Origin of the sequence: Streptomyces sp. NBC_00425, from assembly GCF_036030735.1 — a bacterium.
Classification (GTDB): Bacteria; Actinomycetota; Actinomycetes; order Streptomycetales; family Streptomycetaceae; genus Streptomyces.
Map to the genome: position 1 here is coordinate 7,598,935 of NZ_CP107928.1, position 14,557 is coordinate 7,613,491.

The 14,557-nt window shown below is 73.0% G+C and carries 14 protein-coding genes; 10 read left to right on the forward strand and 4 right to left on the reverse strand.

Going from position 1 to position 14,557, the window contains the following annotated elements:
* Positions 1–104 precede the first annotated feature (104 nt).
* The 3 genes from OHS82_RS33440 to OHS82_RS33450 all read left to right on the forward strand — a co-directional run bounded on the left by OHS82_RS33440 (position 105) and on the right by OHS82_RS33450 (position 2,842).
* Positions 105–1,433, forward strand: coding sequence for a M20/M25/M40 family metallo-hydrolase (locus tag OHS82_RS33440; protein WP_328435129.1), 1,329 nt, complete (start codon positions 105–107; stop codon positions 1,431–1,433).
* Between the two features lie 165 nt (positions 1,434–1,598).
* Positions 1,599–1,832, forward strand: a complete 234-nt coding sequence (gene chpH / locus OHS82_RS33445) for a chaplin ChpH (protein WP_057579670.1) — start codon at positions 1,599–1,601, stop codon at positions 1,830–1,832.
* A gap of 191 nt (positions 1,833–2,023) precedes the next feature.
* The gene (locus OHS82_RS33450; RefSeq protein ID WP_328435130.1) at positions 2,024–2,842 is read left to right on the forward strand and encodes a chaplin; all 819 of its coding nucleotides are present in this window, start codon (positions 2,024–2,026) and stop codon (positions 2,840–2,842) included.
* A gap of 68 nt (positions 2,843–2,910) precedes the next feature.
* Here the strand turns inward: OHS82_RS33450 and OHS82_RS33455 are convergent, their stop codons facing one another.
* Positions 2,911–3,099, reverse strand: a complete 189-nt coding sequence (locus OHS82_RS33455) for a DUF5703 family protein (RefSeq protein ID WP_014671721.1) — start codon at positions 3,097–3,099, stop codon at positions 2,911–2,913.
* A gap of 47 nt (positions 3,100–3,146) precedes the next feature.
* Here OHS82_RS33455 and OHS82_RS33460 point away from each other — a divergent pair, with 47 nt between their 5' ends.
* The gene (locus OHS82_RS33460) at positions 3,147–3,827 is read left to right on the forward strand and encodes a hypothetical protein (RefSeq protein ID WP_057579666.1); all 681 of its coding nucleotides are present in this window, start codon (positions 3,147–3,149) and stop codon (positions 3,825–3,827) included.
* A 79-nt stretch (positions 3,828–3,906) separates the two neighbouring features.
* Here the strand turns inward: OHS82_RS33460 and OHS82_RS33465 are convergent, their stop codons facing one another.
* Complete coding sequence (locus OHS82_RS33465) at positions 3,907–6,519, reverse strand: helix-hairpin-helix domain-containing protein (protein WP_328435132.1); 2,613 nt, start codon at positions 6,517–6,519, stop codon at positions 3,907–3,909.
* The gene (locus tag OHS82_RS33470) at positions 6,516–7,502 is read right to left on the reverse strand and encodes an aldo/keto reductase (protein WP_057579662.1); all 987 of its coding nucleotides are present in this window, start codon (positions 7,500–7,502) and stop codon (positions 6,516–6,518) included. Before OHS82_RS33470 ends, OHS82_RS33465 begins: the two co-directional genes overlap by 4 nt.
* Positions 7,503–7,684: 182 nt before the next feature.
* Between OHS82_RS33470 and OHS82_RS33475 the strand changes: the two genes are divergently transcribed.
* The gene (locus OHS82_RS33475) at positions 7,685–8,740 is read left to right on the forward strand and encodes an LLM class F420-dependent oxidoreductase (protein WP_057579661.1); all 1,056 of its coding nucleotides are present in this window, start codon (positions 7,685–7,687) and stop codon (positions 8,738–8,740) included.
* 235 nt (positions 8,741–8,975) lie between these two features.
* Positions 8,976–9,764: a ferritin-like domain-containing protein gene (locus OHS82_RS33480; RefSeq protein ID WP_328435133.1), complete on the forward strand. Its 789-nt coding sequence runs from the start codon at positions 8,976–8,978 to the stop codon at positions 9,762–9,764.
* A gap of 70 nt (positions 9,765–9,834) precedes the next feature.
* Here the strand turns inward: OHS82_RS33480 and corA are convergent, their stop codons facing one another.
* Complete coding sequence (corA, locus tag OHS82_RS33485) at positions 9,835–10,830, reverse strand: magnesium/cobalt transporter CorA (RefSeq protein ID WP_057579657.1); 996 nt, start codon at positions 10,828–10,830, stop codon at positions 9,835–9,837.
* Positions 10,831–10,892: 62 nt separating this feature from the next.
* On the opposite strand from corA, the gene OHS82_RS33490 reads away from it, so the two are divergent.
* From OHS82_RS33490 to mshC, 4 genes are all read left to right on the forward strand, one after another.
* Positions 10,893–11,579, forward strand: a complete 687-nt coding sequence (locus tag OHS82_RS33490; RefSeq protein ID WP_328435134.1) for a histidine phosphatase family protein — start codon at positions 10,893–10,895, stop codon at positions 11,577–11,579.
* Positions 11,580–11,692: 113 nt separating this feature from the next.
* Complete coding sequence (locus OHS82_RS33495; protein WP_057579653.1) at positions 11,693–12,283, forward strand: DUF3090 domain-containing protein; 591 nt, start codon at positions 11,693–11,695, stop codon at positions 12,281–12,283.
* Positions 12,247–13,080: an SCO1664 family protein gene (locus tag OHS82_RS33500; RefSeq protein WP_328435135.1), complete on the forward strand. Its 834-nt coding sequence runs from the start codon at positions 12,247–12,249 to the stop codon at positions 13,078–13,080. Before OHS82_RS33495 ends, OHS82_RS33500 begins: the two co-directional genes overlap by 37 nt.
* Positions 13,081–13,269: 189 nt before the next feature.
* A complete protein-coding gene (gene mshC / locus OHS82_RS33505; RefSeq protein WP_057579650.1) occupies positions 13,270–14,499 on the forward strand; it encodes a cysteine--1-D-myo-inosityl 2-amino-2-deoxy-alpha-D-glucopyranoside ligase in 1,230 nt (409 codons plus the stop codon).
* Positions 14,500–14,557 lie beyond the last annotated feature (58 nt).

Genomic DNA, 14,557 nt, shown 5'->3' on the forward strand with positions numbered 1-14,557 from the left:
CCGCGTGAACGGCTCGTGACGGGCCGGGACCGGTCTTGGGCGCGGACCCGCAGGCGAGGGAGGATGAGGAGGACCCACCAGCAGTGACAGCGGGAGGAAGCAGCGTGAGCGCGACGGACGACCATGCCAGGAGCGTCACCGGCGAGGACGAGGTCGTGGACCTCTGCCGCGACCTGATCCGGATCGACACCAGCAACTACGGCGACCACTCCGGTCCCGGCGAGCGCAAGGCGGCCGAATGGGTCGCCGAGAAGCTGGCCGAGGTGGGCCTCGAGCCCCGGATCTTCGAGTCGCACCCCGGCCGCGCCTCCACCGTGGCCCGGATCGAGGGCGAGGACCCCTCCAGGCCCGCGCTGCTCATCCACGGCCACCTCGACGTCGTCCCGGCCAACGCCGCCGACTGGACCCACCACCCCTTCTCCGGCGAGGTCGCGGACGGGTGCGTGTGGGGCCGGGGCGCGGTCGACATGAAGGACATGGACGCGATGACGCTGGCGGTCGTCCGTGACCGGCTGCGCTCCGGCCGCCGGCCGCCCCGCGACATCGTGCTCGCGTTCCTCGCCGACGAGGAGGCCGGCGGCACGTACGGCGCCCGGCACCTCGTCGACCGCCACCCCGACCTGTTCGAGGGCGTCACCGAGGCGATCAGCGAGGTGGGCGGGTTCTCGTTCACCGTGAGCGAGGAGCGGCGGCTCTACCTCATCCAGACGGCCGAGAAGGGCATGCACTGGATGAAGCTGACCGTGGCCGGCACCGCGGGTCACGGCTCGATGATCCACCGGGACAACGCCATCACCGAGCTGTCCGAGGCCGTCGCCCGGCTCGGCCGGCACACCTTCCCGGTACGGGTCACCAAGACGACCCGGGCCTTCCTCGACGAACTCGGCGACGCGCTGGGCACCCCGCTGGACCCCGAGGACATGCAGTCGACGCTGGCCCGGCTCGGCGGCATCGCCAAGCTGATCGGCGCGACGCTCAGCAACACCGCCAACCCCACCCAGCTGGGCGCCGGATACAAGGTCAACGTCATTCCGGGGGAGGCCACCGCGCACGTCGACGGGCGGTTCCTGCCGGGTCACGAGGAGGAGTTCCTCGCCGACCTGGACCGGATCCTCGGTCCGAACGTGCGCCGCGAGGACGTGCACTCCGACAAGGCGCTGGAGACGTCCTTCGACGGGGCGCTCGTCGATGCCATGCAGTCCGCGCTGCTCGCCGAGGACCCGACCGCCAAGGCCGTCCCCTACATGCTCTCCGGCGGCACCGACGCCAAGTCCTTCGACGACCTCGGCATCCGCGGATTCGGCTTCGCCCCGCTCAAGCTGCCCCCGGAGCTCGACTTCGCCGGCATGTTCCACGGCGTGGACGAGCGGGTCCCGGTGGAGGGCCTGCGCTTCGGCGTGCGGGTGCTCGACCGCTTCATCGACGCGTCCTGAGCGTCCGGGCGCCACGAGATCTCGCCGGGGAACGGAAATCGGCCGCCTGTACGGAACCGACTGGGAAGAGTGAATGCGCCGATAAGCGCGTAGCCCCACTAATTCTGCCTCGTTACTGGTGATACGACCCGCTGCATGGGGTCGCTTTGCCTACAAGGAGGAATAATGATCAAGAAGGTCGTCGCTGCTGCGGCTGCCACTGGTGGGCTGGTTCTCGCGGGCGCGGGCATGGCCGTCGCCGACGCGGGCGCTCAGGGTGCCGCGGTGCACTCCCCGGGCGTCCTGTCCGGCAACGTCGTTCAGGTTCCCGTGCACGTCCCGGTGAACGTCTGCGGCAACACGATCTCGGTGATCGGGCTGCTGAACCCCGCCTTCGGCAACACCTGCATCAACAAGTGAGGTCGACCCGCTGAGGGGTCGTCCACACCGTCGGCCCCGGAGCGCACGCCATGCGCTCCGGGGCCGACCGGTCTTTTTCCCGAAGGAAAAGCCGAGAAGTCGTAGAGCCCGATGAAATCGAACAGCTGCAATGATGCGAGCGATTCGGGGTGATTCGGGGCACAGGCGAGATCGAAAGCAGGGATTCAGCAATGCGACAGGCCACCCGCAAAAGCCTCATGACCGTGGCGGCGGCGACGGGGGTGATCGCTGCCGCCGGCGGCTACGCCCATGCCGACTCCGGCGCGTACGGCGCCGCCACCGACTCACCCGGCGTCCTGTCGGGCAACTCGGTGCAGGCGCCGGTCAACGTGCCCGTCAACGTCTGCGGCAACACCGTGGACGTCATCGGTGCGCTCAACCCGACCTTCGGCAACTCGTGCGCCAACAAGGGCGGCGGCGGGATGTCACGCGGCTACGGCGACCACCAGGGCCGCGGCGGCGGCCAGCCCGGCAACCACGGAGGCAACCACGGCGGCGGCCACGGCGGCGGTCACCACGGCGGCTCCGGCGCGCACGGGGGCTCCGGGGGCGCCCAGGCGGGCGGCCACACCGGAGGATCGCCCGGCGTCGGCTCGGGCAACCACGTCCAGGTGCCCGTGGACGTGCCGGTGAACGTCTGCGGCAACAGCGTGGACGTCGTCGGCATCCTCAACCCGTCGATGGGCAACGACTGCGCCAACGGCAGCGGTCCGCAGCGGCCCCCGTCCCGCGGCCACGAGACGCCGGGCAAGCCCGGACACCACAGCCCCGGCAAGCCGGGCGAGTCCAGCCCGTCCGCGCCCGAGGCGCCCACCACCCCGGGTCACGTGACGCCGGTCGGCGACTCCTCCGTGCACGGGCCGGCCGTCCACGCGCCGCAGCTCGCGCACACCGGAAGCGAGCTGCCGATGGGCCTCGCGGTGCCGGTCGGCGCGGGCGCACTGCTCGCCGGCGCGGTGCTCTACCGCAAGGCGCGCCCCTCGGCGTGAGACGTCCCGGCGTTCACGACGGAGCGGGCCCCGCCCAGGCGGGGCCCGCTCCGTTTCGTCGTCTCAGCTCACCAGGTGGCCCGCACCTGTCGAATGATGCGCCGGCGCAACCGCACCCTGCGACTGCCGTCGCGCAGCAGGCTCAGGCGGTCCAACTCCCAGTGTCCGTACTCGGCATGGTCGGTCAGCAGCCGTGTCGCCTCCTTGCGGGAGACCCCGCGCGGAACGTACACGTCGACAAATTCGTATTCCGGCATCGCATCTATTGTGCGGGCTGGGGCCCGGTACGGATAGCGTCTGCACTATGTCTGATGCTGCGCAGCCCACCGCTGCCGAGGTACGCGCCGCCGCCGAGGCGGTCAAGACCGCGCTCGACCGCCACCTGGCCGCGGTCGAACGCAGGACGGGAGAGGACGACCAGGCCGTCTACAAGGCGTTCAACGAGCTGGCCGCGGCCGCCGAGGTCTACGACGAACTGCTCTACGACCGCTACGACGAGGTCACGCCCTTCGAGATCCCCGGTGCGGACGACTCCCTGCCGCCGTACGCGGGCCCCGAGGAGCCGAACGCCCTGAGCGTGCTGATCCGCCGCGACTACGCCGTCGCGGAGCCTCAGCGGCTGATGGCGCAGGCGCAGCGGGTGGAGGCGGCGGAGGACGAGGGAACGGGCGCCGAGGTCTCGGCCACCGTGCACGGGGCGCTGGGCATCCTGTTCGGCGAGTTCGAACCGGACGAGATCGCCTCCCGGCACAAGGAGTTCGGCCTCGAGGAGGCCGACTCGACGCTGTGGGTGCTGGCCGCCGACGACCCGGCCGACCCGGGGGAGTGGCTGGAGACGCCGTTCGACCAGCCCGACCCGGGGAGCGTGATCTGCCGCTTCGACGTCAGCTCGGTCTTCGACGACCTCGACGACGACGCCGACGACGACGATCTCGTGGACGGGCTGGAGGAGGAAGAGCTGGAGCCCCTCGACGCGGATCGCTGACCGGCAGCAGACTGCTTCCGTGACGTACCGACGGCGGCGGTCGCGCAGGGGGGACCCTGGGCGGCCGCCGTCGTCCGCGTCAGACCGGGGCCTGCTCGGCGGCCGCCGGGACCTGGGTGCGCAGCAGCGCCGGCAGCCGGGTGGTACGAGGCTTCGCCGGGACCTCGGCGACGGCCCGTGGAAGGGCCTGCTCGACGCCGTGCACCACGGAGAGATGGCGCTCGGCCCGGCCGAAGGCCGTGTACACCCAGGGGCGGGAGAGGACCTGCGCGGCATCCCCCGGCAGCACCACGACCGCCGCGGGCCAGCGGCTGCCCACGGCCTGGTGCGCGGTCAGCGCCCACCCGTGCCGCACGGCCTGCTCCACCCGCTCTCTCGGGACGACCACGGCGCCCTCGGCGCCGCTCGCGCCGTCGGCGCAGGAAAGGTGGAGTCCCTCGGCGTCGGCCGTCACCACCCGGCCCGGCAGCGTACGGCCCGGCACGGGGGAGTAGGCGACCCGGTCGCCGGGGTCGAACCCGCCGAAGCGGCCGGGGCCCGGATTGAGCCGTTCTTTCAGGGCGGCGTTGAGCGCGCGCGTGCCGGCCGCGCCGCCGTGGCCCGGAGTGATCACCACGGCCTCCTCGGGCGCGACCCCGAAGGCCCGCGGCACCGACTCGGCCAGCAGCTGCACGGTCCGGTGCACGGCCTCTCCGGCGTCCCGCACCGGCACGATGACGATCTCCTTGCCGGGCGCGTCGACCTGGGTGAGCTCACCGATGCCCACGCCGGAGACGAGTTCGCCGATCGGACCCGGATCGGGGGTCCGTGAGGCGATCTGCGGACTCACCCTCGCCGCGAGCAGGTCGGCGAAGACCCGCCCCGGGCCGGCGGACCAGAGCACACCCGGATCCCCGCTCAGCACCAGCCGGGCCCCGTCCGGCAGCGACTCCGCCAGCATCGCGGCGCTCTCGACGTCGAGTTGCGGCGCGTCGAGCACGATCAGCAGGTCGAGTGCGAAGGCGCCCTCGGCGTCCCGGCCGGGCCCCTCGGAGCCCGAGAGCAGACCGCGGACGGTCACGACCGCTCCGTCGCCCGCGCCGCCCTCCGCGCCGAGGAGGGCAGCGAGCCGGCCCCGTCCGTCGGGTGTGTGGCAGGCGGCGACCGCGCGCAGGCCCAGCGTCCGGGCCGCGGTGAGCAGGGCGGCCGGTTCGGCGCGGGCGGCCTCGCCGCCGGTGTGCAGCACCAGACCGTTTCCGGCGACCGCGCGGATCAGCTCCGCCGTGCTGCCGGTCGCGGCGGCCGCCGCAGGTTCCCACGCCGCGGCGGAGTCCTTCGCCGGCGAGTTGACCACGCGGGCCAGCGCGTCGGCGAGGCTCTCCTCCGCGAGCGCGTAACGCTCCAGTCCGACCAGGACACGAACCGGCCGGCTCTCCTCTTCGGCCGCGTCCGCCTCGCCGTCTTCGGCGTGCGCCCCCGGCGCCGGACCCGGCGCCGACCGCTCGGCGCCCGGCGCGTCCAGGGCGTCCTGGAAGGCGAGGGCCTCGCCCTCGGCGAGCGCGTTCTGGACGGCCGTCTCCGCGTCCGGCACTGACTGGCGGCCGAGGGCCGCGGTGAGCGCCGGCAGGTCCAGGGCGGTGTGACCGGCCAGGGCGGCCTGCTCCAGCAGCCACACCGTGACCGCGCGGCCGCGCCGCTCGTCGTCGGGGGCGCAGTCCGGGCCGAGCAGCGCCCGCGCGAAGCCGTCGGCCTGCTCGGGACGCACACCGGGGACGCGCAGCAGGTGCCACGGGTCCTCGCGCAGCAGGTGCTCGGCGCCCTCGCCGAGCGCGGCGGCGGTCTGCGGCGCGAGCGCCTCGGGCGCACCGCCGTCGGCCAGCGCGCGCTGCACGCCCTCGACGGCGTCCGGGGCCGGCGCCGCAGGCCCGGCGGCCTCGGCGGTTACCTGCTGCGGGCGGCGCACCGGCTCCGGTGCGGCACGCCGCGGGGCGGCTTCCGGGTCGTCGAAGACGGTGGCCGGGGGCTTCGCGCCGCCCTCCACCGCGCGTACGGCGGCCAGCAGGTCGGCGGCCTTCCCGCTGAGCTTGGCCCCGGCGGCGATGGGCGCGGCCTTCTCGGCCTTGCGCCGTTCGATCCGCTCCCGCTCGAGCTTCTGCGCGGCCAGCTCGGCCTGAGCCTCGGAGACCTGCCCGGCGGCTTCCCCGTCACCGGCCTCCGCGTCCCCCGAAGCAGTGCCCTCCCCGTCCGCCCCCGCGCCCCCGTCGACCGCCGCCACCCGAGCCTCCACGCCCCCGGCCGCGGCACTCTCGGCTTCGGTGCCCCCGGCGTCGGGGCCTTCGGCCTTCGTGCTGCCGACCTCTGGGCTGTCAGCCTTCGCGCCGACGGCGTCCGGGCCCTCAGGCTCCGCGCCCGTGGCCTCGGCCCCCCTGGCCTCTGTGCCACCAGCCTCCGCGCCCGTGGCCTCGGCGTCCCCGGCGTCCCGGCCCTCACCCTCCGTGTCCCCGGCGTCCGGGGTCGCGGTCTCCGTGCTTCCGGGCTTCGTGTGCCTGGCCTCGGTGCCCTCCGGCTCCTCGCGTGCCGCCTTCTCGGCGGCTGCGGCTGTGGGCGGTTCCGCCGTGCCGGTGGCGTCCGGTGTCGCGGGGGCCCCGGTGCTGCGCGGTGTCCCCGGTCCGGTGTTCTCCGTCGTGTCCCGGGGCTCCGGCTCCGTGCTCACAGGGTGCTCCAGTCGTGATCGGGATAGCGGTGCTCGGGCGCCGACACATCGTCGAGCGCCCGGCAGATCTCGTCAGGAAGACTAAGCGCCTCCACTGACAAAGCCGCCGTGAGCTGCTGCGCGTTGCGCGCGCCGACGATCGGGGCGGCCACCCCGGGACGGTCGCGGACCCAGGCGAGGGCGACCTGCACAGGCGTCACCGCGAGCCCGTCCGCGGCGGTCGACACGGCGTCCACGATGCGGCTCGCGGTGTCGTCGAGGTACGGCTCGACGAAGAGCCCGAAGTGGTCCGAGGCGCCCCGGGAGTCCGGCGGCAGGGCGTCGCCCCGGTACTTGCCGGTGAGCACCCCGCGGCCCAGCGGGGAGGAGGGCAGCAGGCCGATGCCCAGGTCCAGCGCGGCCGGCAGCACCTCGCGCTCGATGCCGCGCTGCAGCAAGGAGTACTCCATCTGCGTCGCCGCGAGCCGTGTCCGCGTGCCCGGCGCGGAGAGCTGCCAGGTGGCTGCCTTGGCGAGCTGCCAGCCGCAGAAGTTGGAGACGCCGGCGTACCGGGCGCGACCGCTGGCGACGGCGATGTCGAGCGCCTGCAGTGTCTCCTCCAGCGGGGTGTCCGGGTCGAAGGCGTGCACCTGCCACAGGTCGACGTAGTCCGTGCCGAGCCGGGCCAGCGAGGCGTCGAGGGCGGCGAGGAGGTGACCGCGCGAACCGTCGAAGCGGCGGTCCGGGTCGGGCACGCTGCCCGCCTTGGTCGAGATGATCAGGTCCCGGCGCGGCACCAGCCCCTCCGTGAGCCGCCCGAGCAGGTACTCGGCGTCCCCGTCCCCGTACACGTCGGCTGTGTCGACGAGGGTCCCGCCCGCCTCCCAGAACGTCTTCATGACGTCCGCGGCGTCGTGCTCGTCGGTGTCGCGGCCCCAGGTCAGGGTGCCGAGCCCGATACGGGACACGCGCAGGCCGGTGCGGCCGAGATGCCTCTGCTCCATGGACGCCGAGATTACTGGCCAGAACTGGGCAGTGGGTTGCGTGTGGACAACCGGATCTCCGGGCCGGGCGGCCGGGTTCCCCGCAGGCGGCGGCCCTCGCCGCGCTCCGGCGGCCCCGGCCGTCCACCGCCGCGCTAAGGTCTGCGGAACAGCGTCGTTACTGATGAGTAAGGGGATCGGCCATGCAGCTCGGGATCAACCTCGGCTACTGGGGTGCCGGAATGGACGGCGACAACCTCGCCGTGGCCCAGGAGGCCGACCGCCTCGGGTACGCCGTCTGCTGGGCGGCCGAGGCCTACGGATCGGACGCGGCCACCGTGCTCACCTGGGTCGCCGCGCAGACCGAGCGGATCGACGTCGGCTCGGCCATCTTCCAGATCCCGGCACGTCAGCCCGCGATGACCGCGATGACCGCCGCCACCCTCGACTCCCTGTCAGGCGGCCGCTTCCGGCTGGGCCTCGGCGTCTCCGGCCCGCAGGTCTCCGAGGGCTGGTACGGCGTCAAGTTCGACAAGCCGCTGTCCCGCACGCGCGAGTACGTCGAGATCGTCCGCAAGGCCATGACGCGCGAGCGGCTGTCGTACGAGGGCGAGCACTGGACGCTGCCGCTGCCCGGCGGACCGGGCAAGCCGATCAAGCTGACCGTGCACCCGGAGCGCGAGCACATCCCGCTGTACATCGCCGCGATCGGCCCGAAGAACCTCGAGCAGACCGGTGAGATCGCCGACGGGGCGCTGTTGATCTTCCCGTCCGCCGACCACCTCGAGGACACCGCGATCACCTATCTGCGGGCCGGCCGCGAGAAGGCCGGCAAGACCCTCGACGGCTTCGACGTCTGCCCCACGCTGCCGCTCGCGCTCGGCGAGGACAAGGACGTCGAGCGGCTCGCCGACACCTTCCGCCCCTACACCGCGCTGTACGTCGGCGGCATGGGCAGCCGCAAGCAGAACTTCTACAACCAGCTCGCCCGGCGCATGGGCTACGAGGAGGCGGCGGCCGAGATCCAGGACAAGTACCTGGCCGGCGACAAGCAGGGCGCGGCGGCCGCCGTCCCGCACCAGTTGATCGACCAGACCACCCTGCTGGGCTCGGTGGAGCGGATCGCCGACCGCATGAAGGCCTACGCGGCGGCCGGCGTCACCACCCTCACGCTGGCGCCCGCCGGGTTCACCCTGGAGGAGCGCCTCGCCTCGCTGCGGGCGGGCTCCCGGGCACTGGAGATCGCCGGTCTCGGATAGCCGCGGAGCGGAGAGTTCAGCGGCCGTGGTGGGGGCTCGGGGGTCTTCCCCGCCACGGCCGTCACGGGGAACAACGCGCCGCGGCCCGCGTGGTTACGCTCGCGCGCCGACTCCCGGGATCCCCCGTTCGGCGGAGCCGCCCGGCACAGCTGTTGCACCGTCGCCGTCACCGCATTTGACTCGTTCCTCACGGAATGACGCGTAATCACGCGCCATGCGGAGAGGTGATCGACGAGTGCTTTCGGCCAAGAGTCTGTTCCAGGAGATCATCGACGACGACCGGTCCTTCGCGCTGTTCTGTTCCATCGCCGCCGGCGGCGAGTCGCAGGGCGGCTGGGAGAACGCCCGGATCGCCGCGCTCGTCCCGCAGAGCGAACGCGGTCTCGCCCCCAGGATCGCCCGTCACGGCGCCGACGAGGACAAGCACGGGCGGATCTTCAACGCTCTGATGCGCAGGCGCGGCCTGGACCCCGTGCCCGTACCGCCGGAGACCGACTACACGATGCTCCTGGAGCGCGGCGGCATCGGCCTCGCCCACGACCGGCTCACCGCGGACAAGCCGCTGAGCGTGCAGGACATCGTCACCTACCTCGCCCACAGCCGGGTCACCGAACAGCGCGCGTCCGAGCAGATGGAACTGCTGCGCAGGCACTTCGCCGACCACCCCGACCTCGGCCGCGCGGTGAAGATGATCTCGAACGACGAGGACAACCACCTCGCCTACTGCCATGAGGAACTGCTCCGCTTCGCCCGAGCGGGCCACGGCCGGGTCATCCAGCGCACCCTGCGGGCCTGCGCGCTCGCCGAGATCCGCGTCTACCGGGACGTCAGCCTCGCCGTCATGGACCACATGGGCCGGCTCCTCGGCTGGCCGAGGGCGAAGGCGGCCGTCCTCGCGGCCGGCATCCACGCCGTGTACGCGTGGGAGCGGGTCGCGGGCTGGCGGCGCATGGTGTCCCTGGAGATGCCCGAGCGCCGTGACGCGCTCGGGGGCCCGGCGACCACCGCCGCCGAGTTCGCCTGAGCCGGCCACGGGCCCGCAGCCGGCCACCTGCCCCGGTCCGGCCGACGGGCCGCAGGCAGGCAGGCCGCGCCTACAGCCAGCCGCGCCGCTTGAACAACCGGAACAAGAGCACCTCGAGGACGCCCATCACCGCGATGACCGCCGGATACGACCACACCCAGTGCAGTTCCGGCATGTGCTCGAAGTTCATGCCGTAGATCCCCGCGATCATCGTGGGGACGGCGGCCATCGCCGCCCACGCCGAGATCTTCCGCATGTCGTCGTTCTGCCGGACGCTCATCTGCGCCAGATGCGCCGACAGGATGTCCGTCACCAGCCGGTCCAGGCCCTCCACGGACTCGTTCACCCGCGTCAGGTGGTCGTTCACGTCACGGAAGAAGGGCCGCGCCCTGTCGTTCACGAACGGCACGCCCGAACCGTACGCGCCGGTGCCGGCCAGCCGGCTCAGCGGCGGCCCCAGCGGGCCGGTCGCCCGGCGGAACTCCAGGATCTGCCGCTTGAAGGTGTAGATCCGCGACGCGGTGTTCCGCGAACCGCCCCCGTCCGGCGAGAACACCTCCGTCTCCAGCTCCTCGAGGTCGGTCTGCAGCTCGGTCGCCACGTCCAGGTAGTGGTCCACGGTGGCGTCGGCGATCGCGTACACCACCGACGTAGGCCCCTTGGCGAGCAGCTGCGGCTCGTCCTCCAGCCGCCGGCGCACGGTGGCCAGCGGGGCGCCGTCGCCGTGCCGGACGGTCACCAGGAACGAGTCGCCCAGGAACACCATCACCTCGCCGGAGGAGACGGTGTCGCTCTCCGGCTCGTAGACGACCGGCTTGAACACGAGGAACAGCGAGTCGTCGTAGACCTCCAGCTTGGGCCGCTGGTGGGCCTTCAGCGCGTCCTCGACGGCCAGCGGGTGCAGTCCGAACTCCCGGGTGACATGGTCGAACTCCTTCTCGGTGGGCTCGTGCAGCCCGATCCACACGAACCCGCCCGCGGAACGCGCCTCGTCCACGGCGTCGGAGAAGTCCTGCGGGCCCTCTGTACGGCGCCCGTCACGGTAGATGGCACAGTCGACGATCACGCGTCCGATTCTCCCCTCGCACCCTCACCGGCACACGCGCGCGTGCGCCTACCCTGGGCCGCATGCCCACGTTGATCCTCGTCCGGCACGGCCGGTCCACCGCCAACACCTCCGCCGTGCTCGCCGGCTGGACGCCGGGTGTCGCCCTCGACGAGCGCGGCACCGCACAGGCCGCGGCGCTGCCCGCGCGGCTTCAGGCACTGCCCCTCGCGGAAGTCGTCGCGAGCCCACTGCAACGCTGCCAGGAGACGATCAGGCCGCTCCTCGACGCCCGCCCCGGCCTGCGCGCGCACACCGACGAGCGGATCGGGGAGTGCCACTACGGCGACTGGTCCGGCCGCAAGCTCGCCGAGTTGACGGACGAGCCGCTGATGGAGGTCGTGCAGTCGCATCCCTCTGCCGCGGCCTTCCCCGGCGGTGAGTCCATGCGGGCCATGCAGACCCGCGCCGCGGAGGCGGTCCGCGAGTGGAACGCGCGCGTGGAACGCGACCACGGCGCCGACGCCGTCTATCTGATGTGCTCGCACGGCGACGTCATCAAGTCGCTCGTGGCGGACGCCCTCGGGCTTCATCTCGACCTCTTCCAGCGGATCTCCGTCGAACCGTGTTCCGTCACCGCGATCCGTTACACCAGGCTGCGCCCCTTCCTCGTACGCCTCGGCGACACCGGCGACCTGGCTTCCCTCGCACCGCGCGAGGAGCCGCCGACCGGGGACGCCACGGTCGGGGGCGGTGCGGGCGCACCGTGATCGTCGGCCGCAGTAGGGTGAAGCGGTTCGCGTAGGCGCGCCTACCCGCACGGACGAGCCTCATCCGTCCCCCCCGTCCCACGACGACCCTCGATTCCCATGGAGATCAGGACGTGTCCCGTCAGGTGTTCCTCTACGACCCCCCGGACCGCTTCGTGGCCGGTACGGTCGGACTGCCCGGGCGCCGTACCTTCTTCCTCCAGGCCACCGCCGGTACCCGGGTGACCAGCGTGGCCCTGGAGAAGACCCAGGTCGCCGCCCTCGCCGAGCGCATGGACGAGCTGCTGGACGAGGTCGTCCGGCGCAGCGGCGGCAGCGCCGCGGTACCCGCCGTGTCGCCGGCCGAGAACACCGACACGGCGCCCCTCGACACCCCGATCGAGGAGGAGTTCCGGGTCGGCACCATGGCCCTCGCCTGGGACGGCGAGGAACAGCGCATGATCGTCGAGGCGCAGGCCCTCGTGGAACTCGAGGCAGACTCCGAGGAGGACCTCGCGGAGGCCGAGGAGAAACTCCTGCAGGACGAGGAGAACGGCCCGCCGATGCTGCGGGTCCGGCTCAGCGGCTCCCAGGCCAGGGCCTTCGCCAAGCGCGCCCTCGACGTCGTCAACGCCGGCCGTCCGCCGTGCCCGCTGTGCAGCCTGCCGCTCGACCCGGAAGGACATGTATGTCCGCGCCAGAACGGATACCGCCGGGGGGCGTGAAGACCACCGACCCCGCCACCGCCGCGCTCCTCGCGCACGGTGAGCTCACCGTCCGCGGACGCATCCGTGAGGCCTCGAACGCGGCGCTGTACTGCACCGTCGCCCACGAGGGCCGGGAGGCCGCCTGCGTCTACAAGCCCGTGGCCGGCGAGCGGCCGCTGTGGGACTTTCCCGACGGCACCCTCGCCGGGCGCGAGGTGGCCGCCTACGAGGTCTCCGAGGCCACCGGCTGGGGCCTGGTGCCGCCGACCGTGCTGCGGGAGGGACCGTACGGCGAGGGCATGTGCCAGCTGTGGATCGAGACGGCCCCCGAGGTCGAGCTGCTCGCCCTCGTCGAGGCGGAGGAGCCCGGACCGGGCTGGAAGGCCGTCGGGTTCGCCGAGGTCGGCGAGGGCCGCACCGCGCTCCTGGTGCACGCCGACGACGAACGGCTCAGGCGACTCGCCGTCCTCGACGCGGTGATCAACAACGCCGACCGCAAGGGCGGCCATCTGCTGCCCACCGCCGGCGGCCGGCTCTACGGCATCGACCACGGCGTCACCTTCAACGCCGAGAACAAGCTGCGCACCCTGCTGTGGGGCTGGGCGGGGGAGCCGCTGACGGGCGAGGCCGTGGAGGTGCTCAAGGGCATCGAAACAGCCCTGGAGCCGGACGGGCGGCTGACGGCCCTCCTGAGCGCGCTGATCACCCCCGCCGAACTCGACGCCACGCGCGCGCGTACCGAGGCGCTGCTGGCGTCGGGCACCCATCCCGAGCCGACGGGCGACTGGCCGGCGATCCCCTGGCCACCCGTCTAGCGCCGTGACCGGACGCCGCGAGCCGGTGAACCTCTCCGGTCACGGCACTGGCCGGGGCCGGAGCGTTGTGAGGACTCCTGCCGGAGCGCTGTCGCGGGCACGTCGCCCGGGATCGCACAAGAACGCCTTCCCGGCCATCCGGCCCGCTCCGGTTCGTACCCGCAAGTTCCGTCCGGTTAGGCTCATGACATGCATGCCTGGCCCGCTTCCGAGGTCCCCGCCCTGCCTGGTCAGGGCCGCGACCTGAGGATCCACGACACCGCGACCGGCGGCTCGGTCTCCCTCGCCCCCGGTCCCGTCGCCCGTATCTACGTCTGCGGCATCACGCCGTACGACGCGACCCACATGGGTCACGCGGCGACCTACAATGCGTTCGACCTCGTTCAGCGCGTGTGGCTCGACACCAAGCGGCAGGTTCACTACGTCCAGAACGTGACCGACGTCGACGACCCGCTGCTCGAGCGAGCCGAGCGCGACGGCGTCGACTGGGTCGCCCTCGCCGAGAAGGAGACGGCCCTCTTCCGCGAGGACATGACCGCCCTGCGGATGCTCCCGCCGCGGGACTACATCGGCGCCGTGGAGGCGATACCCGGCATCGTCCCGCTCGTCGAGCGACTGCGGGACGCGGGCGCCGCCTACGAACTCGAGGGCGACGTCTACTTCTCCGTCGAGTCCGACCCGCACTTCGGCCGGGTCTCGAACCTCGACGCGGCGGCCATGCGGCTGCTGTCCGCCGAGCGCGGCGGCGACCCGGACCGCCCGGGCAAGAAGAACCCGCTCGACCCGATGCTGTGGATGGCGGCCCGCGAGGGCGAGCCCAGCTGGGACGGCGGCTCGCTCGGCCGGGGCCGTCCCGGCTGGCACATCGAGTGCGTGGCCATCGCGCTGGACCACCTCGGGATGGGCTTCGACGTGCAGGGCGGCGGCTCGGACCTCGCCTTCCCGCACCACGAGATGGGCGCCTCCCACGCCCAGGCGCTGACCGGCGAGTTCCCGATGGCCAAGGCGTACGTCCACGCCGGCATGGTCGCCCTCGACGGCGAGAAGATGTCGAAGTCCCGGGGCAACCTCGTCTTCGTCTCCCGGCTGCGCCAGGACGGCGTCGACCCCGCGGCGATCCGGCTCACCCTTCTCGCCCACCACTACCGCGCCGACTGGGAGTGGACCGACCAGGTCCTGGCGGACGCGCAGGCCCGGCTCGGCCGCTGGCGCGCGGCCGTCTCCCGGCCCGACGGGCCGCCCGCCGAGGCGCTCGTCGAGGAGATCCGGGCAGCCCTCGCGAACGACCTCGACGCACCCGCCGCGCTGGCCGCCGTCGACCGCTGGGCCGCGCTCCAGCAGGAGCGGGGCGGCACCGACATCGGCGCCCCCGGAGTCGTGTCCCGTGCGGTGGACGCCCTGTTGGGCGTGGCGCTGTAACCGGCGCTGTAACCGTACGGAAGGCGCCGTCACCTGCGGGAACGGCGAAAGGGGCGGT